Source organism: Leucobacter chromiisoli, assembly GCF_016522505.1.
In the GTDB taxonomy this organism is placed as follows: domain Bacteria; phylum Actinomycetota; class Actinomycetes; order Actinomycetales; family Microbacteriaceae; genus Leucobacter; species Leucobacter chromiisoli.
Genome location: NZ_JAEHOH010000006.1, coordinates 94,727 through 115,368 on the forward strand (window position 1 = coordinate 94,727; position 20,642 = coordinate 115,368).

General features: G+C 71.1%; 19 protein-coding genes. 12 read left to right on the forward strand and 7 right to left on the reverse strand.

Annotation, left to right across the window (positions count from 1 at the left end; all coding sequences use genetic code 11):
- The first annotated feature begins 39 nt into the window (after positions 1 to 39).
- From JD276_RS04840 to JD276_RS04865, 6 genes are all read left to right on the forward strand, one after another.
- Positions 40 to 1,587: a sugar ABC transporter ATP-binding protein gene (locus JD276_RS04840; protein WP_200114438.1), complete on the forward strand. Its 1,548-nt coding sequence runs from the start codon at positions 40 to 42 to the stop codon at positions 1,585 to 1,587.
- Positions 1,584 to 2,597, forward strand: coding sequence for an ABC transporter permease (locus JD276_RS04845; RefSeq protein ID WP_200114440.1), 1,014 nt, complete (start codon positions 1,584 to 1,586; stop codon positions 2,595 to 2,597). Before JD276_RS04840 ends, JD276_RS04845 begins: the two co-directional genes overlap by 4 nt.
- Positions 2,594 to 3,706, forward strand: coding sequence for an ABC transporter permease (locus JD276_RS04850; protein ID WP_200114442.1), 1,113 nt, complete (start codon positions 2,594 to 2,596; stop codon positions 3,704 to 3,706). Before JD276_RS04845 ends, JD276_RS04850 begins: the two co-directional genes overlap by 4 nt.
- Before the next feature lie 61 nt (positions 3,707 to 3,767).
- Positions 3,768 to 4,535 (forward strand): SDR family NAD(P)-dependent oxidoreductase, encoded by a 768-nt coding sequence (locus JD276_RS04855; protein WP_200114445.1) that lies wholly within the window; start codon positions 3,768 to 3,770, stop codon positions 4,533 to 4,535.
- A gap of 73 nt (positions 4,536 to 4,608) precedes the next feature.
- Positions 4,609 to 5,775: an L-rhamnose isomerase gene (gene rhaI / locus JD276_RS04860; protein ID WP_200114447.1), complete on the forward strand. Its 1,167-nt coding sequence runs from the start codon at positions 4,609 to 4,611 to the stop codon at positions 5,773 to 5,775.
- A 110-nt stretch (positions 5,776 to 5,885) separates the two neighbouring features.
- Positions 5,886 to 7,364, forward strand: coding sequence for a mannitol dehydrogenase family protein (locus tag JD276_RS04865; protein ID WP_200114450.1), 1,479 nt, complete (start codon positions 5,886 to 5,888; stop codon positions 7,362 to 7,364).
- A gap of 56 nt (positions 7,365 to 7,420) precedes the next feature.
- On the opposite strand, the gene JD276_RS04870 is transcribed toward JD276_RS04865, so the two are convergent.
- The 5 genes from JD276_RS04870 to JD276_RS04890 form a co-directional block, all read right to left on the reverse strand.
- Positions 7,421 to 8,164, reverse strand: a complete 744-nt coding sequence (locus JD276_RS04870; RefSeq protein WP_307866453.1) for a GolD/DthD family dehydrogenase — start codon at positions 8,162 to 8,164, stop codon at positions 7,421 to 7,423.
- Positions 8,165 to 8,166: 2 nt separating this feature from the next.
- A complete protein-coding gene (locus JD276_RS04875; RefSeq protein WP_200114454.1) occupies positions 8,167 to 8,628 on the reverse strand; it encodes a ribose-5-phosphate isomerase in 462 nt (153 codons plus the stop codon).
- 112 nt (positions 8,629 to 8,740) lie between these two features.
- Positions 8,741 to 10,474: a dihydroxyacetone kinase family protein gene (locus tag JD276_RS04880; RefSeq protein ID WP_200114455.1), complete on the reverse strand. Its 1,734-nt coding sequence runs from the start codon at positions 10,472 to 10,474 to the stop codon at positions 8,741 to 8,743.
- Between the two features lie 41 nt (positions 10,475 to 10,515).
- Entirely contained in the window at positions 10,516 to 11,592 is a 1,077-nt protein-coding gene (locus JD276_RS04885) for a substrate-binding domain-containing protein (RefSeq protein ID WP_307866454.1), read from the reverse strand.
- Positions 11,593 to 11,677: 85 nt separating this feature from the next.
- Complete coding sequence (locus JD276_RS04890; protein WP_200114457.1) at positions 11,678 to 12,610, reverse strand: sugar-binding transcriptional regulator; 933 nt, start codon at positions 12,608 to 12,610, stop codon at positions 11,678 to 11,680.
- 100 nt (positions 12,611 to 12,710) lie between these two features.
- On the opposite strand from JD276_RS04890, the gene JD276_RS04895 reads away from it, so the two are divergent.
- The 6 genes from JD276_RS04895 to JD276_RS04920 all read left to right on the forward strand — a co-directional run bounded on the left by JD276_RS04895 (position 12,711) and on the right by JD276_RS04920 (position 18,551).
- Positions 12,711 to 13,757 (forward strand): NAD(P)-dependent alcohol dehydrogenase, encoded by a 1,047-nt coding sequence (locus tag JD276_RS04895; protein ID WP_200114459.1) that lies wholly within the window; start codon positions 12,711 to 12,713, stop codon positions 13,755 to 13,757.
- Complete coding sequence (locus JD276_RS04900; RefSeq protein WP_200114461.1) at positions 13,754 to 14,455, forward strand: HAD-IA family hydrolase; 702 nt, start codon at positions 13,754 to 13,756, stop codon at positions 14,453 to 14,455. Before JD276_RS04895 ends, JD276_RS04900 begins: the two co-directional genes overlap by 4 nt.
- Before the next feature lie 37 nt (positions 14,456 to 14,492).
- Positions 14,493 to 15,209 carry a deoxyribose-phosphate aldolase gene (gene deoC / locus JD276_RS04905; RefSeq protein ID WP_200114463.1) on the forward strand — a complete coding sequence of 239 codons (717 nt, stop codon included), beginning with the start codon at positions 14,493 to 14,495 and terminating at the stop codon, positions 15,207 to 15,209.
- 295 nt (positions 15,210 to 15,504) lie between these two features.
- Positions 15,505 to 16,596, forward strand: coding sequence for a substrate-binding domain-containing protein (locus JD276_RS04910; RefSeq protein WP_200114464.1), 1,092 nt, complete (start codon positions 15,505 to 15,507; stop codon positions 16,594 to 16,596).
- Between the two features lie 114 nt (positions 16,597 to 16,710).
- Positions 16,711 to 17,751 carry an ABC transporter permease gene (locus tag JD276_RS04915; protein ID WP_200114465.1) on the forward strand — a complete coding sequence of 347 codons (1,041 nt, stop codon included), beginning with the start codon at positions 16,711 to 16,713 and terminating at the stop codon, positions 17,749 to 17,751.
- Entirely contained in the window at positions 17,748 to 18,551 is an 804-nt protein-coding gene (locus JD276_RS04920) for an ATP-binding cassette domain-containing protein (protein ID WP_200114466.1), read from the forward strand. Before JD276_RS04915 ends, JD276_RS04920 begins: the two co-directional genes overlap by 4 nt.
- 138 nt (positions 18,552 to 18,689) lie before the next feature.
- Here JD276_RS04920 and JD276_RS04925 read toward each other — a convergent pair whose 3' ends face one another.
- Together JD276_RS04925 and JD276_RS04930 are read right to left on the reverse strand one after the other, a co-directional pair.
- A complete protein-coding gene (locus tag JD276_RS04925) occupies positions 18,690 to 19,658 on the reverse strand; it encodes a MurR/RpiR family transcriptional regulator (protein ID WP_200114467.1) in 969 nt (322 codons plus the stop codon).
- 45 nt (positions 19,659 to 19,703) lie between these two features.
- Positions 19,704 to 20,642: an NAD(P)-dependent oxidoreductase gene (locus JD276_RS04930; protein WP_200114468.1), complete on the reverse strand. Its 939-nt coding sequence runs from the start codon at positions 20,640 to 20,642 to the stop codon at positions 19,704 to 19,706.

Genomic DNA, 20,642 nt, shown 5'->3' on the forward strand with positions numbered 1-20,642 from the left:
ACCGCATCCACCACGCCGATGACCTCGAAGGAGAGGGCGTTGTCAGAACAGCAGCCAACCGAGGACTCCCGCCCGGCGGACTCCTCGCCGCCCCGGGTCGCCCTGCGCGGCATATCCAAACGCTTCGGCGCCGTGCGCGCCATCCGGCACGCCGACCTCGTCGTGCGCCCGGGGAGCGTGCACGCGCTCGTCGGCGAGAACGGAGCGGGCAAGTCCACCCTCATCAAGATCCTCGCGGGGGCTGAGGTCCCCGATCAGGGCGGCATCGAGATCGACGGCTCCTCCGCGTCCTACACGAGCACCTCGGGCGCGATCGCCGCGGGCATCGCGACCGTCTACCAGGAGCCGCAGCTCTTCGGCGAGCTCACGGTGGCGGAGAACATCTTCATCGGACGCGAGCTCCGCGCCGGCGGCCGCATCGACTGGAAGCAGCAGAAGCAGCGGGTCGACGAGCTGCTCGACATCATCGGCCTGCCTCAGCGCTACGCCACGAGAGTGGTCGACGACCTCTCCATCGCGAGCCGGCAGCAGGTCGCGATCGCGAAGGCGCTGGCCCAGGACGCCTCCGTGCTGATCCTCGACGAGCCCAGCGCGATCCTCACCGACGCCGAGATCGACGTGCTCTTCGGAGTCGTGCGCCGGCTGCGCGAGCGGGGGGTGGCGATCATCTACATCTCGCACCGCCTCGACGAGCTCTTCCGCATCGCCGACGACATCACGGTGATGCGCGACGGCCGGACGGTGGGCACCCACTCCATGGCCGACATGACCGTGAGGTCGATCGCCGAGGCGATGGTCGGCGGCATCGAGGTGGCCGAGAAGCGCCACGTCGACCTCTCGGGGGAGAAGCCGCTGTTCGAACTCCGGAAGCTGGCCAGGGGAGAGGACTTCAGCGACGTCAACGTCTCGGTCGCGCCCGGCGAGATCGTGGCCCTGTACGGCCTCGTCGGCTCGGGGGCGTCCGAGGTCGCGGCGTCGATCTGGGGGATGAAGCGCGCGACGGGCGGCGAGATCATGCTCGACGGCGAGGTCTTCCGGCCCCGGTCGCCGCGGCACGTGCAGAAGAAGGGCATCGCGCTGCTCCCCGCGGACCGCAAGGGCCAGGGCATGTTCGGGTTCCAGAGCATCGCCTTCAACATCTCGGCAGGCTCGATCGGCCTGCTCACCCGGTTCGGCATCTGGTTCGACCGTGCCAGGGAGCGCAAGATCGCCGTCGACCTGGTGAAGCGCCTCGCGGTGAAGACCCCGAGCGAGAAGCAGCCCATCGGGGCGCTCTCGGGCGGCAACGCCCAGAAGGTCGTGCTCGCGCGGCAGCTCGTCGAGCGGCCCCGGCTGCTCGTGCTCGAGGAGCCGACCCAGGGCGTCGACGTCGGCGCGAAGGAGGAGATCCACTCGATCGTCACGGAGCTCGCCGAGAGCGGCGTCTCCGTGCTCGTCGTGACCACCGACCTGCCCGAGGCGCTGCGCCTCGCGGACCGCATCGTCGTGGTCCGGGACGGGACGACGACCGTGACGTTCGGCCCCGACGCGACGCAGGTCGACCTGCTCGCCGCGGCTGCCGGCGACGAGGAAGGACGGGCCGCATGAGCACCTCGGTCCCCACGCACACGAAGGCGATCAGCCGCCCCTCCGGGCGCGTGCTGCCCCGCGCGATCAGCGGGCAGGAGTTCGTGCTCATCGGCGTCATCGTCCTGCTCTGGGCGCTGCTCGGCGTCTTCACGCCCGGGTTCCTGCAGCCCGCGTCGCTGCAGCCGCTCCTCGCGAGCATCGCGCCGATCGCGATCATCGGCATCGGCATGACGATCATCATCATCACGGCCGGGATCGACATCTCGGTCGCGGGCATGGTGATGGTCTGCTCGGTGGTCATGGCGAAGCTGATGGCCGAGGGAGGAGTCCCCCTCCCCGTCGCGCTGCCGATCGGCGTCGCGATCGGGGGCCTGCTCGGCCTGCTCAACGGCGTGCTCATCGCCATCGGACGGGTGCATCCCATCATCATCACCTTCGGCACGGCGAACATCTTCCTGTTCATCGGCCTGCGGATCTTCGACGCGCAGGTCGTCAACGGCATCCCCTCGTCGGTGGGCGTGTTCGGCCGCGGCGAGGCCGGGCGCCTGTTCGGGATCCCGCACTCGTTCCTCATCATGCTCGTGCTCGCGGCCATCGTGTGGTGGTTCCTGCGCTACACCGCCGGCGGCCGCCACTTCTACGCGATCGGCAGCGACGCGCCGGCCGCGAAGCTCGCGGGCATCCGCGTCGAGCGGCACACCATGATCCCGTACGTGCTCACCGGTCTGCTCGCCGGCCTCGCATCGATCATCGTCATCGCGAACGGCACCCAGTCGCTCGCGCCGACCGTGGGGAAGGGGATGGAGCTGCAGGTGATCGCGGCGGTCGTCATCGGCGGCACCTCGATCCTCGGTGGGCGCGGCACGGTGCTGGGCACGGTGCTCGGCGCGATCCTCGTGCAGACGGTGACCTCGGGCACGATCCAGCTCGGCTGGCCCTCGCAGCTCGCCAACTTCTTCGTCGGCGTCGCCATCGTGATCGCCGTGGGCGCCGACCTCATCCAGCAGCGATTCAGGAGGAAGGCATGAGCGAGAAGACCCGGGCGGAGACCCGCCCCGCCCCGCAGACCGGCCCCGTCGTGGAGACCGGCGGCGGGAGCGACAGCAGGTGGTCCTCGATCCTGCGCACCGTGCTGACCCAGCGCGTGCTGCTCGTCGCGATCCTGCTCATCGTGATGCTGGCCGTGATGTTCTCCCTCGACGCGTCGGGGCAGATGAGCGGCAACTACAACGCCCAGTACCTCGCGAGCTCGCTCATCAACGTGGTGCCGCTCGTCATGCTGGCGCTCGCGCAGCTCGTCGTCATCGTGACGGGGCGCGGCGCGATCGACCTCTCGGTCGGATCGATGGTGTCGCTCGTGAGCATGATCTTCGGCTTCGCCCACGGCATGTGGGGCGTGCCCCTCATCCCCGCGATCGTGCTCGCCATCGCAGCGGGCGGAATCCTCGGCGCGGTCAACGGCGTGCTCGTCGCCTACCTCGGCTTCCCGCCGCTCATCGCGACGCTCGCCACCTACTACGCCTACTGGTCGATCGCGCTCGTGGTCAACGACCAGAAGCCCATCAACTCGCCCGAGATCCAGGAGATGTACCAGACGGCGCGGGCGATCCCGATCCCCGGCCTCTCCGGATTCGTGCCGAACATCCCGCTCGGCATCTTCCTCTTCCTGATCCCGACGGTGATCGTGGTCTGGTACCTGCTGAACCGCGCCCCCTACGGGCGCCGGCTGTACGCGACGGGCACCAACGACGTCGCGGCCGAGTGGGCCGGGATCAACGTGGCCGCGGTGCGGATGCGCGCGTTCGTGATCTCGGGCATGATCTCGGGGCTCGTCGCCGTCGTGACGGTCGGCCAGTTCGCCTCGGCCCGGCCCGACGCCGGCACCTCCGGCAACGGCATGGCGCTTCCCGCGATCACGATCGCGGTGCTGGGCGGCGTGGCCATCACGGGCGGCATCGGCCGGGTGGCGGGCGTCGTGCTCGCCGGGCTGCTCGTCGTGTGGCTCAACGCCGGGATCCTGCTCATCTTTCCGGGCAACCACGGCACGCAGTACCAGCTGCTCGCCCTCGGCGTCGTGCTCGTGTTCGCCGCGCTGCTGAACGGCTACACGAACCGGAGATTCCAAGTGCTGACCTAGCCCGAGGGCACGGGCGGCGCGCTCAGACGCATTCACACGCAATCGAACAGGAGAAACAGACATGGCCGTACTCGACACGTTCTCGCTCGCGGGGAAGAAGGCGCTCATCACCGGAGGCAACCGCGGCATGGGGCTCGCCTTCGCCCGGGGCCTCGCGGAGGCGGGCGCCGAGGTCGTCATCGCCTCCCGCGACGCGGCGAAGAACGAGGAGGCAGCCGAGACGCTGCGGGCGGACGGGCACACGGTGCACACCCTCGCCGTCGACATCACCGACGGCGAGCAGGCCGCGCAGATGGTCGCCGACGCGGTCGACATCCTCGGGCGCCTCGACATCCTCATCAACAACGCGGGCGTCGCGATCCACCGCCCCGCGCTCGAGATCCCCGACGAGGAGTGGCACGCCGTCATCGACCTCAACCTCAACGCGCTGTGGAAGGTGTCGACCGCGGCGGCGCGCGTGATGAAGGAGCAGGGCAGCGGCACGATCCTGAACGTGGGATCGATCAGCTCGCTCATCGTCAACCGCCCGCAGTGGCAGCCCGCCTACAACGCCTCGAAGGCCGCCGTGCACCAGCTCACGAAGTCGCTCGCCGCCGAGTGGGCCGAGCACGGGATCCGGGTCAACGCGATCGCCCCCGGCTACGTGAAGACCGAGATGGCGCCCGTGGACGAGCCCCGGTTCCGGCAGCACTGGATCGAGGACGCGCCCATGAAGCGGTACGCCGTGCCCGAGGAGATCGCGCCGACCGTGGTGTACATGGTCTCCGACGCCTCGGCGTTCATGACGGGGTCCGTCGTCGTGATCGACGGCGGCTACACGCTCTACTGAGGCAGGGGGCCGGCGGGTTCCGGAGCGCTCGCCGGCCCGGCCCCCCCCCCGGCGACGAGAGAAAGCAGGCACCATGACGAACCTCGCATCCGACGTCCTCGATCGACTCGAGGCGCAGGCGATCGAGCTGCCCTCGTGGGCGTTCGGCAACTCGGGCACGCGCTTCAAGGTGTTCGGCACCCCCGGCACGCCGCGCGACCCCTACGAGAAGATCGCGGACGCCGCGCAGGTGCACCGCTACACGGCGCTCGCGCCGAAGGTGGCGCTCCACATCCCGTGGGACCGGGTGGACTCCTTCGCCGACCTGCGCCGCCACGCCGAGGAGCACGGCGTCGAGCTCGGCACCGTCAACTCCAACACCTTCCAGGACGACGACTACAAGTTCGGCGCCCTCACCCACGAGGACGAGCGCATCAGGCGCAAGGCGATCGACCACCACCTCGAGTGCATCGACGTGATGCACGAGACCGGGTCGCGGGATCTCAAGATCTGGTTGGCCGAGGGGTCGAACTACCCCGGGCAGGCCGATATGCGCGGCAGGCAGGATCGGCTGCACGAGTCCCTCTCCGAGATCTACGGGCGCCTGGGCGAGTCGCAGCGCCTCGTGCTCGAGTACAAGTTCTTCGAGCCCGCGTTCTACCACACGGACGTGCCCGACTGGGGGACGAGCTACGCGCAGGTGGCGGCGCTCGGGGATCGGGCGATGGTGTGCCTCGACACGGGCCATCACGCGCCGGGCACCAACATCGAGTTCATCGTGATGCAGCTGCTGCGTCTCGGCAAGCTCGGCTCCTTCGACTTCAACAGCCGCTTCTACGCGGATGACGACCTGATCGTCGGGGCGGCCGATCCCTTCCAGCTCTTCCGGATCCTGTTCGAGGTGATCCGGGGCGGCGGTCTGAACCACCCGGACGTCTCCTTCATGCTCGACCAGTGCCACAACGTCGAGGACAAGATCCCGGGCCAGATCCGCTCGGTGCTGAACGTGCAGGAGATGACGGCGCGGGCGCTGCTCGTCGACGCCGAGGCGCTGCGTTCGGCGCAGGCGGCCGGAGACGTGCTCGAGGCGAACCGCGTGTTCATGGACGCCTTCTACACCGACGTACGGCCTGGGCTGGTCGAGTGGCGCCGGTCGCGCGGTCTCCCCGCCGACCCCGAGCGGGCGTTCGCCGACTCCGGGTACCTCGCCGCCATCGCCGAGGAGCGCGTCGGCGGCGTCCAGGCCGGCTGGGGCGCGTAGGGGCCGCGCCCGTCCGCGTGGCCCCCGGGCCGCCGAGTCGATATCTTCGCTGTACGGCTCGTTTCACACCCGCCCGTTCCACTTTTCTCACTTTGCGCAAGGGAGCACTCATGCCGCGACTCACAGCAGCGACACTCGATCAGGCGAACAGCGGCGTCGCCACGCCGCCGTACGACCGTGCCGGCCTGGTCACGGGCATCGCCCACTTCGGGATGGGCGGGTTCCACCGCGCGCACCAGGCGCTGATGATCGACGAGCTGCTGCGCCGGGGCGAGGCCCGGGAGTGGGCGATCACGGGCATCGGCGTGCGCCCGGAGGACTCCCGCATGCGGGCGGCGCTGGGCGAGCAGGACGGGCTCTACACCCTCATCGAGAAGCACGCCGACGGCGCGCAGGACGCGCGGGTGATCGGCTCGATCCTCGGCATGCTGACTCTCGCCGACGACGGCGCCGAGGCGGTGCTCGAGCTGCTCTCGACCCCCACCACCCGCATCGTCTCCCTCACCGTCACCGAGGGCGGCTACAACATCAACCAGTCGACGGGCGAGTTCCTGATCGATGCGCCGGACGTCGTCGCCGACCTCGCCGAGGGCGCGATGCCGCGCACGGTGTTCGGGCTGATCGTCGAGGCGCTGCGCCGCCGCCGGGAGGCCGGCACCACGCCGTTCACCGTGATGTCGTGCGACAACCTGCCCGACAACGGCCGCGTCGCGCACCGCTCGATCCTCGCGTTCGCCGAGGCGAAGGATCCCGAGCTCGCCGCCTGGATCGACGCCGAGGTCGCCTTCCCCAACTCGATGGTCGATCGCATCACCCCCGCCACGACCGACGCCGACCGGCGGTCGGCGCTCGAGCTCACGGGTCTCGAGGACGCGTGGCCCGTGGTCTGCGAGACCTTCTTCCAGTGGGTGCTGCAGGACTCGTTCGTGAACGGCCGCCCGCCGTACGAGCTCGCCCGGGTGGAGCTCGTGGACGACGTCGAGCCCTACGAGATGATGAAGCTGCGGCTGCTGAACTCGTCGCATCAAGGGCTCTGCTACTTCGGCTATCTGCTGGGCTACCGGTTCGTGGCGGACGCGACGAGCGACCCGCTGATCTCGGGGCTCCTGAGGAACTACATCGGCCGGGAGGCGATCCCGACCCTGCGGCCGATCGGGGGCGTCGATCCCGCCGAGTACGGCGAGACCTGCATCTCGCGCTTCCGCAACCCGCAGGTCGGCGACACGGTGGCGCGGCTCTGCGCGGAATCGAGCGATCGCATCCCGAAGTGGCTGCTGCCCGTCGTGTTCGATCTGCTCGCCGAGGGGCGGAGCGTCGACTTCTCGGCGGCGATCGTCGCGTCGTGGGCGCGCTACGCCCGGGGCGTCGACGAGCAGGGCGAGCCCATCGAGGTCGTCGACAATCGCAGGGAGCAGGTCATGGCGGCCGCCGCGCCGAGCGACGACCCGCTGGCGTTCATCCGCGACCCCGAGCTGTTCGGGGACCTCGCCGAGCGACCGGAGTTCACGGAGCCCTACCTGTACGCCCTCACGGCCCTGAACGAGCGCGGCGCGCGCGCCCTGCTGACGGAGCTCGCCGAGCGGGCGTAGGCGGCCGGAGAGACGACCGCGGGGCCCGCCGAAGCGACCCCCGCGTCGAGACTCGGCTACACCGAGGTGAAGCCGCCGTCGAGCAGCATGTTCGTGCCCGTCACCATGGCGGCGTCCTCGCTCGCGAGATAGCCGATCATCGCGGCCACCTCCTCGGGCTGCGCGAAGCGGCCCACCGGGATCTCCGCCTTCGCCTTCTCGCCCTTCTCGCCCGCCCAGGCCGCCTTGCCGAGCGGGGTCTCGACGACGGTGGGGGAGACCGCGTTGACCGTCACGCCCCGCGGCGCCCACTCGAGCGACAGCGCGCGGGTGAGCGCGATCACGGCGCCCTTGCTCGCGCAGTAGGCGGCGTGCTGGTCGAGGCCGATCACGCCGGCCTGGGAGGCGAGGTTGACGATCCTCCCGTAGCCGGCCTCCACCATCACCCGGCCCGCGGCCTGGGCCATGTAGAAGGTGCCGCTGAGGTTCACGTCCAGCGTCTTCTGCCAGCGCTCGGCGGGCACGTCGACCGCCGGGTCGAGGAAGACGAGGCCCGCCGAGTTCACGAGGATGTGCGGGGCGCCGAGCTTCTCCACCGTCTCCGCGATCGCCGCTGAGGCCGCGTCCGGATCGACGAGGTTCTTCACGATGCCGATGTGGCCGTCGCCCGGGAGCGACGAGACGACCTCGCCGACCTGCTCGTTGAGGTCGACGCCGGCGACGCGCGCGCCGCGCTCGGCGAAGTACCGGGCCACCGTGAGCCCGATGCCGCTCGCGGCGCCGGTGACGACCGCGACCCTGCCTGCGAAATCCCGGGTCACGCTCACGCCTCGTACTCGCAGATGGCGTTGACCTTCTCGGCGGAGGCGCTGCTCGGATCGAAGCGGTAGCCCAGCCACTCCTTCGCGAGGCGGCGCACGAGCTCGATGCCCGCGACGCGCTGACCGAAGCACAGCACCTGCGCGTCGTTCGAGAGGATCGCGCGCTCGACCGAGAACGAGTCGTGGGCGGTCACCGCGCGGATACCGGGGACCTTGTTCGCGGCGATCGCCACGCCGAGGCCCGTGCCGCAGACGAGGATGGCGCGGTCGGCCTCGCCGGAGGCGACGATGCGCGCCGCCTCGACGGCGATGTGCGGATAGGCGGTGTGGCCGTCGGCGTCGACGCCCACGTCGGTCACGGAGGCGACGCGGGCGTCCGCCTCGAGATCGCTCTTCAGGATCTCCTTGTAGTCGTACCCGGCGTCATCGCAGCCGATGACGAGGCGGAGGGGGGTCTCGCTCATGGGTGTTCCTTTCTTCGTACGTCCGTATTCACGTCTGCGGTCTTCGTCCGAGCCTACGCCCGCGGCCCTGCCGGTCGTCGCCCGGTGCTGCACGCCGTCGCCCGGTTCCCGCTCACCGCGCGGCGAGCGCGCCGAGGGCCGTCACCATGAGCCCGAACGACGTCGCGCCCGCGTCGGGGGTGCCGACGCTCTTCTCGGCGAGCGGCCGCGCGCGGCCCTTCTTCGGGGTCAGCGCCGCGGTCTCGCGCGCGGCGTCGGTCGCGACCTCGGCGGCCGCGGCCCAGGCCCGCGCCGCACCGCTGCCGGCCTCGATCCCCGCGTTCAGCGCGTCGCGGAACGGGACCATCGCGTCGACCAGGGTCTTGTCGCCGATCTCGGCGCGCCCGAGCTCGAGGATCGCGTCGACGAAGGCGCCCACGGCCTCGCTCACGGCGTCGGCGTCGTAGCGCTCCCGCGTGTCGGTCAGCGCGTCCCCGGCCGCCTCGAGGCCCGCGCCCCACAGCACGCCGGAGGTGCCGCCCGCGTCGGCGGCCCAGGCGCGACCGGCCGACCGCAGCACCCAGCCGGGGCCGAAGCCGGCGTCGCCGAGCGCATCGACCGCGCGGATCGCGCCGTCGATGCCCTTGACCATGCCGCGCCCGTGGTCGCCGTCGCCGGCGACGGCGTCGATGCGCCCGAGCTCGGCCTCGTTCTCGTGCAGCGTGCGCTGCAGCTCGCGCAGCCCCGCGATCACGAGCGGGGCGAGCCCGGCTCCGGCCGCGGAGGGCTCGGGCGCGGCCGCCTCGGCGGTGTCGAGCGCCCCGGGATCGACGGGGCGCAGCTCCGAGAGGGGCGCGGCCTGCTTGCGGTAGCCGGGCGCGTAGGCGTCGGCGCGCCAGGTGGTCTCCAGCTCCTCGTCGAGCCACATGAGCGTCAGCGAGCAGCCGCCCATGTCGAGGCTCGTGACGAGCTCGCCGACCTCCGGCTCGACCGGGGTGAGGCCCGCTGCGTCGAGCAGGGGGCGGATCTCGTTCCAGAGGAGGAAGAGCTCCTCGTACTTCGTGGTGCCGAGACCGTTCACGATGGCCGCGACGCGCGACGCGCCCGTTCCCCTCGTCGGCGCCGCGTCGGACGGCTCCGGCCGCGCCGAGAGGATGCCGTCGACGAGGAGCCTCGCGAGATCCCGGGCGGGCATGAGCGGCTCGTCCCGGATCCCCGGCTCGCCGTGAATGCCGAGGCCGACGCCCATGTGGCGATGCGGGACGGTGAACAGCGGCTCGGTCGCTCCGGGCATCGTGCAGCCCGAGAACGCGACGCCGAACGAGCGGGTCGCCGCGTTCGCCGCGCGGCCGATGCGCTCGACCTCGTCGATGCCGGCTCCGGCGGCGGCCGCCGCGCCGAGCGCCTTGAAGACCGTGAAGTCGCCGGCGATGCCGCGGCGCTGCTCCTCGACGGGCGACGAGGCGACGTCGTCGGTGACGAGCACCACGCGGGTGTCGATGCCCTCCCGGCGCAGGCGCTCGGCCGCGATCCCGAAGTTCATGACGTCGCCGGCGTAGTTGCCGAAGGTGAGGATCACGCCGCGGCCCTGGTCCGCCGCCTTGGCGACCGAGTAGACCTGCGCCGCGGAGGGCGAGGTGAAGATGTTGCCCACGACGGCGCCCGAGGCGAACCCGGGACCGACGAGACCGGCGAAGGCCGGGTAGTGGCCCGAGCCGCCCCCTACGACGACCGCGACGATGGGCTCGGGGCCGCGATGCGCGACCACGCCGCCGGGAACCGCGCGCAGGCGGTCGGCGTAGAGGTCTGCGAACCCGAGGAGCTGATCCTCGGCGAACTCGGCGGGGTCGTTGTAGAGGGTGGTCATCGATGCCTTCCTATCGGTCTGCCGGTGGGCGGGGGCGCCGGCTACTTCGTCTGGCCGGTGAGACCCTCGTAGGCGATGTTGCCGGTCTCGAGGTTGCCGTTGACGAGGTCGGAGAGCTCCTGCAGGAAGGGCTCGCGCTCGGTGACGACGTTCTTCATCGCCTCCTCGACGTTGTCGGCCGTGATGGCGGGCATCACGTACACGGGCTCGGTGTCGACCTCCTCGCCGCGGACGACCTTCGCGGCGACCGCGAGACCGGTGGCGAGCTCGACGGTGCCGTGCTGCAGCGAGGTGCCGATCATCTCGCCCGCCTCCACGGCCTTCAGGCCGTCCTCGATGCCGTCGATGCCGACGACCGGGATATCGGTCATCCCCGCCTCGCGCAGCGCCTGGATCGCGCCGAGCGCCATGTCGTCGTTCTGGGAGATGACGCCGTCGATCTCGTCGCCGAAGCCCGAGATCCAGTTCTTCATCTTGTTGACGGCCTCGTCGCGCTTCCAGTTCGCGGTGTCCTTGGCCAGCACCGTCATGCCCGGGTTCTCGGCGAGCACGTTGTCGATGCCCTCGCCGCGGTCGAGCTCGGGCGAGGAGCCGAGGGGGCCCTGCAGCACGACGACGTTGCCCTCGCCGCCGAGCTCGTCGACCATCATCTGGGCCTCCTGCTCGCCCGCGGCCACGTCGTCGGGCTGCACGCTCGCGTCGACCTCGGTGCCGCTGAGCGCCGTGTTCACGGCGATGACCGGGATCTCCGCGGCCTTCGCCGCCTCGACCTGGGGGCCGAGCGAGTCGGCCTGCACGGGGACGATGATGATCGCGTCGACCCCGGCGTTGACGTACTGCTCCATCTGGCTCGCCTGGGTGGAGACGTCGCCCGAGGCGGAGTTCCACTGCAGCTCGATGCCGTTGTCGGCGGCGTAGGCCTCCATGCCCTCCTTGCCCTGGGTGATGAAGGACGACATGTCGTAGACCGTCACGCCGACGGTGATGGTGTCCTCTCCGGCGTTGGGGTCTCCCGCGCCGCAGCCGGTCAGGGACAGTGCCGCCGCGGCGGCGCCCGCCGTCGCGGCGAGTGCGAGCTTCCGCCCGGTGAAGCGCTTGGGGGAGGGGATCTGAGGCACGTCGAGCTCCTTTGCTGGGTAATCGTGTGACAACGCCGTTGCCGTCACGATATTGACCCCTTTTGCAGAATGCAAATAGCAGTGCTCATGTGAGCAGGCGCTGCGCCGTGAACCCGTCCGTCACGATGCCGGTGAGCAGGCCGGAGGCGAGGACGGCGCGGATCGCGCGCGTCTTCGAGGGGCCGCCGGCGACCGCGATCCGGCGCGGCACCCTCCGGATCTGCTGCTCGGTGATGGCGATGCAGCGGTCGCTGATGTCGTCGACGATCTCGCCCGAGTCGGTGACCAGGGTCGACGCGATCTCGGCCACGACGCCCCGCGCCAGCAGCGCCGCGTGATCGCGCTCCGTGATCGCGGGGTTCATCATCATGAGGGAGTTCTGCGGCACCCAGGAGCCGATCGCGCAGACCGCGACGCTCACGTGCTGGAACATGTCGACGGCGGCGCGGATCCCGGGCTGCCGGAGGGTGCCCGTCGCCGTCGCCGCGTCGCTCATGACGAGGGAGGAGTAGATGGGCCAGGGGTGCACGCCCGGGAACGCCGCCAGGCGGCGGATGACCTCGAGCCCGCTCTCCTCGACCGGGCCCGCGATGCCCGCCAGCTGCACCACGCCGGCGCACGGCAGCGAGGGGAGGTTCCTGGCCATCGCGTTGAGCGTGCGACCCGAGGTGACGCCCAGCACGTCCTCGGACCCGACGATCTCGTGCAGGAACTCCGCCGCGGCCTTGCCGAGGGTCGACTGGGCCTCGGCGTCGGTGTCGACGGGGGTGTCCACCACGATCGTGTGCTCGAGCCCGTACCGCCGTTGCAGCTGGACCGAGAGGTCGAGATTCATGCCCGGCGTGCTCACGATCTCGAAGCGGATGATGCCCTTCTCGACCGCCTCCTCGAGCATCCGGCCGATCTTGAAGCGGCTGAGGCCCATCTCGGCGGCGATCTCGACGCGCGACTTCCCGTTGACGTAGTGCTCCCGCGCGACGTGCGCGAGCTGTGCGGCCTCGAGGGTTCCGAGCGCCATGCGCCCTCCCTTCCTGCGTGCGGGTCGAGTGCGGAGCCGGGTCGGCCCGTCTCGGTATCGGATTACACTACCGCGGCGGTTCGTTTGCAAGGATAGAGCCATGACCGCACCCGAAACCATGCTCGCCAGCGTCCTCGTCGAACCCGGCACCGTCGAACTGCGCAGGGTCCCCGTCCCGGCGCTCGGTGCGCGGGAGGTGCTCGTGCGGGTCGAGGCCGTCGGGGTCTGCGGCTCCGACACCCACTTCTACGAGTCGGGCAACGTGGGCGACATCGTCGCGGAGGGCCCGGTGATCCTCGGGCACGAGACCTCGGGCACGATCGTCGCGGTCGGGGCCGACGTCGACCCCGGCCGCGTCGGCCAGCTGGTCGCCGTCGAGCCGCAGCGGCCCTGCCGCCGGTGCGGCTACTGCAAGGACGGGCGCTACCACCTCTGCCCCGACGTCGAGTTCTACGCCGCCTGGCCCGTCGATGGCTCCTTCTCCGAGTACGCCGTCATCGACGACGACTTCGCGTTCCCGCTGCCGCCCTCGATGACGGCGGAGGAGGGGGCGATGATCGAGCCCGTGTCCGTGGCGCTGCACGCCTGCCGCAGAGCCGGCGTGTTCCCCGGTGCGCGGGTGCTCGTGACGGGGGCCGGGCCGATCGGGATCCTGACCGCGCAGGTCGCGCGCTCGTGCGGCGCGACCGAGATCGTCGTGAGCGATCCCGTGGCGAACCGCCGCGAGTTCGCGCTCGCGCACGGAGCGACGGCCGTGCTCGATCCGACCGCCGAGGGGCTGGCGGCGTACGCGCAGCACTTCGACATCTACATCGACGCCTCGGGCAGCCCCCAGGCCATCCTCCCGGCCTTCGACGCGATCCGCTCGGGCGGCACGGCCTGCCTCGTCGGCATGGGCCGCACCGTCCTCGAGGTGCCGATCTCGACGATCCAGCAACGGGAGGTCGACCTCATCGGCACCTATCGCTACGTCAACACGTGGCCGGCGGCGATCGACCTCGTGGCGAGCGGCCTCGTGGACCCGGCCCCGCTCGTCACCGGACGCCACGGGCTGCACGCCGTGGAGGAGGCGCTGACGATGGGCCGGACCGATCCTGCCGCGATCAAGACGCTCGTCGTGCCGGCGCTGACCGAGGCCGAGGCGTGACGGTGGAGGTCTGCGCGCCACTGCACTGGTGGGCCGAGGAGCTCCTCTTCGACATGGACGGCACCCTCGTCGACTCGGTGCTCGCCGCTGAGGCCGCGTGGGGCACCTGGGCCCGGGAGCTGGGCTTCGAGCTCCCCGACTTCGGCCCCTTCCACGGCCGCACCGCCGTCGCGATCATCTCCGAGTTCGTGACGCCCGATCGCGTGCCCTCCTCCCTCGAGCGGATGAACGCGCTCGAGGTCGAGACGGCCGGCCTCGCCCGCCCGACCGCGGGCGCGCTCGAGCTCGTCTCGAGCCTGCCAGACGGGAGCTGGGCCGTCGTCACGTCGGCGACCCGGGTCGTCGCCGAGGCGCGGCTCACGGGCATCGGCATCCGGGTGTCCGAGCGATTCGTCACCGGCGACGCCGTGACCGCGGGCAAGCCCGATCCCGAGCCCTATCTGATGGGACGCCTGACCGACGGGCCGGAGCGCGCCGTGGCGTTCGAGGACACGGCCGTCGGCCTGCGGTCCGCGCGGGCCGCGGGCTGCCGCACCGTCGGCATCGTCGGCACCGAGACGGCCGAGAGCCTGGCCCCGTTCGCCGACGCCGTCGTCGAGAGCCTCGCCGACGTGCGGGTCGCGGAGGTCGGCGAGCGGGGCGTGCGCCTCGAGATCGATTCCGTCGCCGGGCCGTCGGTCGCGTCGACCGGCCGATAGGGTGGGCCCGCAACGGACCGAGAGGAAGGAGCGCCCCATGGCACCGGACCCCCAGCTCCCTGAGAGCGGCGAACTCACGAGGGAGCGTTTCCTCGCGGTGGCCGATCACACGCTCCTCGCGAGCGACGCGACGCGCGGGAGCGTGCGGGAGTTCCTCGCGGGAGCGCGCGACCTCGGGGTGGCGCGGGTCTGCCTCAACCCCTCGGCGCTGCCCGTCGAGGCGGGCGCTCTCGAGGTCGTCGCCGTCGCCGGGTTCCCGTCGGGCGCCCACCTCGCCGAGGTGAAGGCCGCCGAGGCGGGGAGCGCGGCGGCCATGGGGGCCGCCGAGATCGACATGGTGGTGAATCTCGGCCTCGTGCGCGCGGGCGACTGGGAGGCCGTCGCCGCCGAGGTGCGGAGGGTGCGGGAGGCCTGTCCCGGCCTGGTCCTCAAGACGATCCTCGAGACGGCTGCGCTGACCGACGACGAGATCGTGGGGGCCTGCCGAGCCGCGGAGACCGGCGGCGCCGACTTCGTGAAGACCTCCACGGGCTATCATCCGGCCGGCGGCGCGAGCGTCCACGCCGTGCGGCTCATGGCCGAGACCGTCGGCGGCCGGCTCGGCGTCAAGGCCTCCGGGGGCGTCAGAACGGCCGGCTTCGTGCGCGAGCTCTGGGCGGCGGGGGCGACGCGCTTCGGAGTGTCCGGCACCGCGGCGATCCTCGCCGACTGGGAGGGCCGGGTCGGCGCGGCCGCTCCGACGTCGGACTACTGACTCCCGCTTCCACCGGCTCCTCGCCGTCTTCCCTCGCCGCCGCCCCTCGCGGTCTCTCTCGACCCCTCGGCGCGCTTCCACCGTCACCCCCTCGGCGCGCCGCCCCGTCGCACCACTGATTAAGCGTTGCTACTCGAATTCGGGCGATTCTCCCGAGACTACGTTGTCTCGACCCGTTTTGCCCGCGGTCATCGAATCGTTATAGTAGTTTTACTACAAAGCGGCTGTCGCTTGGTACGTTTGGGATCGCATCGCTCGGAGAAGGGCCTCCGCGCGTCAGAAAGGAGATTCGACGATGAATCGCACTGGCAAGGGGCTGCGGCGTCAGCTCACCATGATCGGCTCGATGGCGATGGTCGCCGGGCTCGCGCTCACCGGCTGCTCGTCGGACGGGGGCGACGGCGGCGGCGACGGCGGCGAGGAGATCGGCGTCTCGCTCATCGCGAAGACCAACATCAACCCCTACTTCGTGAAGATGCAGGAGGGCGCCCAGGAGGTCGCCGACGAGCTCGGCGTCGACCTGACGCTCGCGGCCGGCAAGGAGGACGGCGACGAGGACACGCAGATCCAGGCCATCGAGAACGCGATCTCCCGCGGCGACGCCGGGATCCTGATCACGCCGAACGGCCCCGCGGTGGAGGACGCGCTCATCAAGGCCCGCGACGCCGGCCTCTACGTCATCGCACTCGACTCGCCGCCCACCGACGCCGAGTCCGTCGACATCACCTTCGCGACCGACAACTTCCTCGCCGGCCAGAAGATCGGCCAGTGGACGGCCGCCAAGCTCGACGGCGAGAAGGCCACCATCGCGATGGTCGACCTCTTCGACGACAAGGTCGTGGCCGTCGACTACGAGCGCGATCAGGGCTTCCTCGACGGCATGGGCATCGACATCGGCGACCCGGAGGTGGTCGGCGATGAGGACGCCACGGGCGAGTACAGCGGCGGCGAGTACGAGATCGTCGGCCACGAGGCCTCGCTCGGCGCCGAGGACGGGGGCCGCACCGCTGGCGAGACCCTGCTTGCGAAGAACCCCGACATCAACGTGCTCTACGCCATCAACGAGCCCGCCGCCTACGGTGCGGTCGAGGCGTTCAAAGCCGCGGGCAAGACCGACGACCTGCAGGTCGTGACGATCGACGGCGGCTGCGTCGGCGTCGACGCCATCGCCGACGGCACCTTCAGCGCCACGAGCCAGCAGTACCCGATGAAGATGGCCGACATGGGCGTGCGGGCGATCTACGACCTCGCGACCGAGGGGGAGACCCCCGAGACCAGCGAGGGGCTCGACTTCTTCAACACGGGCGTCGAGCTCGTCACGGACGAGCCGATGGAGGGCGTCGAGTCGATCGACAGCGCCGCCGCCTCGGAGATCTGCTGGGGCTAGGGCCGCACCGGCGTCCGTGAGACGCGCCGGCGGTCCGAGCCGGATGCCCCGCACCGCGCTCGGGCCGCCGCCCGCGCCCGCACCCGTTCCGTCCCACCTCAGAAGGGCACACAGATGAGTCAACCGAAAACCGACCCTCCCACCTCGGCGCTCGATCTCGCCGAGGAGTTCCTGGACCGTTCCACCCCGCTCACCCGAGTCCGCAACACCCTGCACAAGTACCCGGCGCTCAGCCCGGCCATCGTGCTGGTCATCGCGGTCATCGTGTTCGGGATCCTGAACGACCGCTTCTTCTCGCCGGGCAACCTCTCGCTCATCACCCAGCAGGTCGCGGTGGTCGGCACGCTGGCGCTGGCGCAGACGCTCATCATCCTCACGGCGGGCATCGACCTGTCGGTCGGCGCCGCGATGGCGCTGTCGTCGATGGTGATGGCGCAGCTCTCGGCCGACAACGGCCTCCCTGCCATCGTCGCGATCCTCATCGGCCTCGTCGTCGGCATCGCGACCGGCGCCTTCAACGGCTTCCTCGTCACGAGGCTGAAACTGCCCCCGTTCATCGTGACGCTCGGCACCCTGAACGTGTTCCTCGCGATCACGCTGCTCTACTCGAAGGGCGCCACGGTGCGCGGCGCGGCGATGCCGGATCTGCTCACCTGGACCGGCACCACGTTCGATCTCGCCGGGGTCAACGTCTCCGTCGGCGTGCTCATGATGCTCGCGCTCTACGTGGTGCTCGGCCTCATCCTGGCGAAGACCGCCTGGGGCCGCCACCTCTACGCCGTCGGCGACGACCCCGAGGCCTCGCGCCTCGCGGGCATCAGCGTGAACCGGGTGCTGCTGAGCGTCTACCTCGTCGCCGGCGCGATCATCGCGGTCGCGGCCTGGATCCAGATCGGCCGCTCGAACGCCGCCTCCCCGAACGTGGCGGGCGAGCTCAACCTCGACTCGATCACGGCGGTCGTGATCGGCGGCACGAGCCTCTTCGGCGGCCGCGGCCTCGTCTGGGGCACCCTGCTGGGCGCCCTGATCGTCGGCGTGTTCCGCAACGGGCTCTCGCTCGCGGGCCTCGACGTGCTGTGGCAGACCCTCGCCGTCGGCATCCTCGTCATCGTCGCGGTCACCGTCGACCAGTGGATTCGGAAGGTACGCAAATGAGCAACGCAGTGAACACCGCGGAGGCCGCAGCCCCGACGGGCGGGCCGGAGCCGATCCTGCGGGCGCGGCGCCTGGTCAAGACCTTCGGCCGGGTCGTGGGGCTGGACGGGGTGAGCATGGAGCTCTACCCGGGCGAGGTGCTCGCCGTGATCGGCGACAACGGCGCCGGCAAGTCGACCCTGATCAAGTGCCTCACCGGCGCCGAGATCCCCGACGAGGGCGAGATGTTCCTCGACGGGCAGCAGGTCCACTTCAAGCGCCCTCAGGACGCCCGCGAGGCGGGCATCGAGACCGTGTACCAGACCCTGGCGGTCTCGCCGGCGCTCGACGTGGCCTCCAACCTCTTCCTCGGCCGTGAGGAGCGCAAGAAGGGGATCCTCGGTTCCGTGTTCCGGGTGGTCGACAAGAAGGGCATGCGCGAGAAGGCGAAGCAGAATCTCAGCGCGCTGGGCATCTCGACGCTGCAGGACGTGACGGTCGCGGTCGAGAACCTCTCGGGGGGTCAGCGCCAGGCGGTCGCCGTGGCGCGTGCGGCGGCGTTCGGCTCGAAGGTCGTGGTGCTGGACGAGCCGACCGCGGCGCTGGGCGTGCGGGAGACGAATCAGGTGCTGGATCTGATCAGGCGATTGCGGGACAACGGGACGGCGGTGATCGTGATCTCGCACAACATGCCGAACGTGTTCGACATCGCCGATCGGATCCATATCCAGCGGCTGGGGAAGCGGGCGGCGACGATCACGCCGCAGTCGCACTCGATGACGGATGCGGTGGCGATCATGACGGGCGCCGCGCAGGCGTAGACCGCACGACCACCACGGCGCAGAAGGGGCCGGACGGGGCGCGCAGCTCCCGGGCGGCCCCTTCCGCGTGCTCCGATGCCGGCCGCGGAGCGTGCCGACGGGTCCGGTCCTGTCGCGCTCGCCGCGACGGCTCGCCGGTCAGGCGCTCTCGGCCCGCGTCTCCGGTGCGTCGCTCTGCGCGGGATCCCGATCGGCCCCCTGCTCGGGCCCGTCGCCCTGCTCGCCCGCGTGCGGGTCCAGCGTGGCCCGGAACCCGGCCAGCTTCTGCTTCATGCCGCGGAGCCGGGCGAGATCCACCGAGTCCGAGCGCATCGCGGTGACCGTCGCGAGGATGTCGACGACGACGAGCCCCGCCAGCCGGCTGATCGTGGGGGTGTACATGTCGGTGTCCTCGAGGGACTCCGTCACGAGCACCACGTCCGCGGCCCGCGCGAGGGGACTGCTGCGGTTGGCGGTGATCGCGACGACCTTGCCGCCGTTGGCGTGCACCTCCTCCGCGATCTGCGGCAGCGGCAGCGTGCGGCCGGTGTGGGAGATGAGGATGAAGAGGTCGTCCCCGTCCGAGGTGGCGGCCTCGATGAACTGCTGGTGGGGATCCGACTCCGCCGTGCAGGGGCGCCCGAACAGCGGCGCCTTCTGCTGGGCGTCCTTCGCGATGATCGACGAGGCGCCGAACCCGAAGAAGTGCAGCCGCTGCGCCGCCTCGATGAGGTCGACCGCGGCGACCGCCTGGTCCGCCTCGAACGAGCGCCTGGTGTGGTCGAAGCTCGAGATCGTGTGGTCGAAGATCTTCGAGACGATGGTCTGGGACGAGTCGCTCTCCTCGATGGCGGAGTGCGTGGCCGGAACGCCGAGGGCCAGGAAGCGGGTCATCTGGAGACGGAAGTCCTGGAAGCCGGAGAAGCCCAGCGTGGAGCAGAAGCGGATGACGGTCGGCTCGCTCACCCCGATCGCCGAGGCGAGCGCCGCGAGCGTCGACTGCACGACCTCCTCGCGGTGCTCGACGACGTAGTCGGCGACGCGCCGCTCCGAGCGGCTCAGCGACGCGGAGCGGTCCGAGATGTACTGCAGGAGGGAGGTGGGCACGGTCTCACTGTACAGTCGCATGCCCCGATCCCCCTGCTTTCGCGTGGAATTTCGGGCGGGATCCCATCAGCGATCCTGTGCGTGGCCCAGCGCCCGCAGCAGGTTCTCCACTGCGTACGCCGTGGCTCGACCGACGCTTTCCTCGGTGAATCCTCCGAGGTGGGGGGTCGCCCGGCACCTCGGATGGAGCAGCAGCTCGTCGAGCTCGGGGGGCTCGGTGTCGAACGCGTCCACGGCGTAGGCGAGCAGCCGCCCGCTGCGCAGCGCGGCGAGCACCGCGGGGGCGTCGACGAGCGCGGCGCGCGCCGTGTTGACGAGGACGGCGCCGTCGCGCATCGACGCGAGCGCGGCCGCGTCGATCAGCGGACGGTCGCCGGGAGGGCTGTGGAGCGTGATGACGTCGGCCTGCTCGAAGAGCTCGGCCGGATCGACGACGGCCGCGAGTGCGCTGTCGCGCACGAACGGATCGCTCGCGAGCACGCGGGCGCCGAACGCCGCGGCGATCGCCGCCACGGTGCGCCCGATCGCTCCGAGGCCGACGATCCCCACGGTGCGCCCGTTCAGCTCGCCTCCCCGGGTGCGCTCCCACCGGCCCTCGCGGATGGCGCCCGTGCTCGTGTCGAAGTCCCGCAGGGCGGCCAGCATGTGCAGGATCGCGAGCTCCGCGACGCCCTGGGCGTTCGCGCCGCGCGCGATCTCGACGCGGATGCCGGCGTCGGACGCGGCCTCCAGGTCGATCGCGTCCGTGCCGACGCCGTTGCGGGAGATCGCCCGCAGCGACGGAGCCGCGCGCAGCACCTCCGCGGGGATCGCCTCGACCCCCGCGAGATAGCCGACGACGTTCCCGGAGAGCAGCTCGCCGAGCTCCTCCACCGTCGGCGTGCGCCCGCCGGGGCCGGGGATCAGCTCGTAGCCGGCCTCGACGAGCGGTGCGAGCTCGACGACGCCGCTCAGCTCCCCCGAGGTGAGCGATCGCGGCGTGACGAGGATGCGGGGCGCCGACAC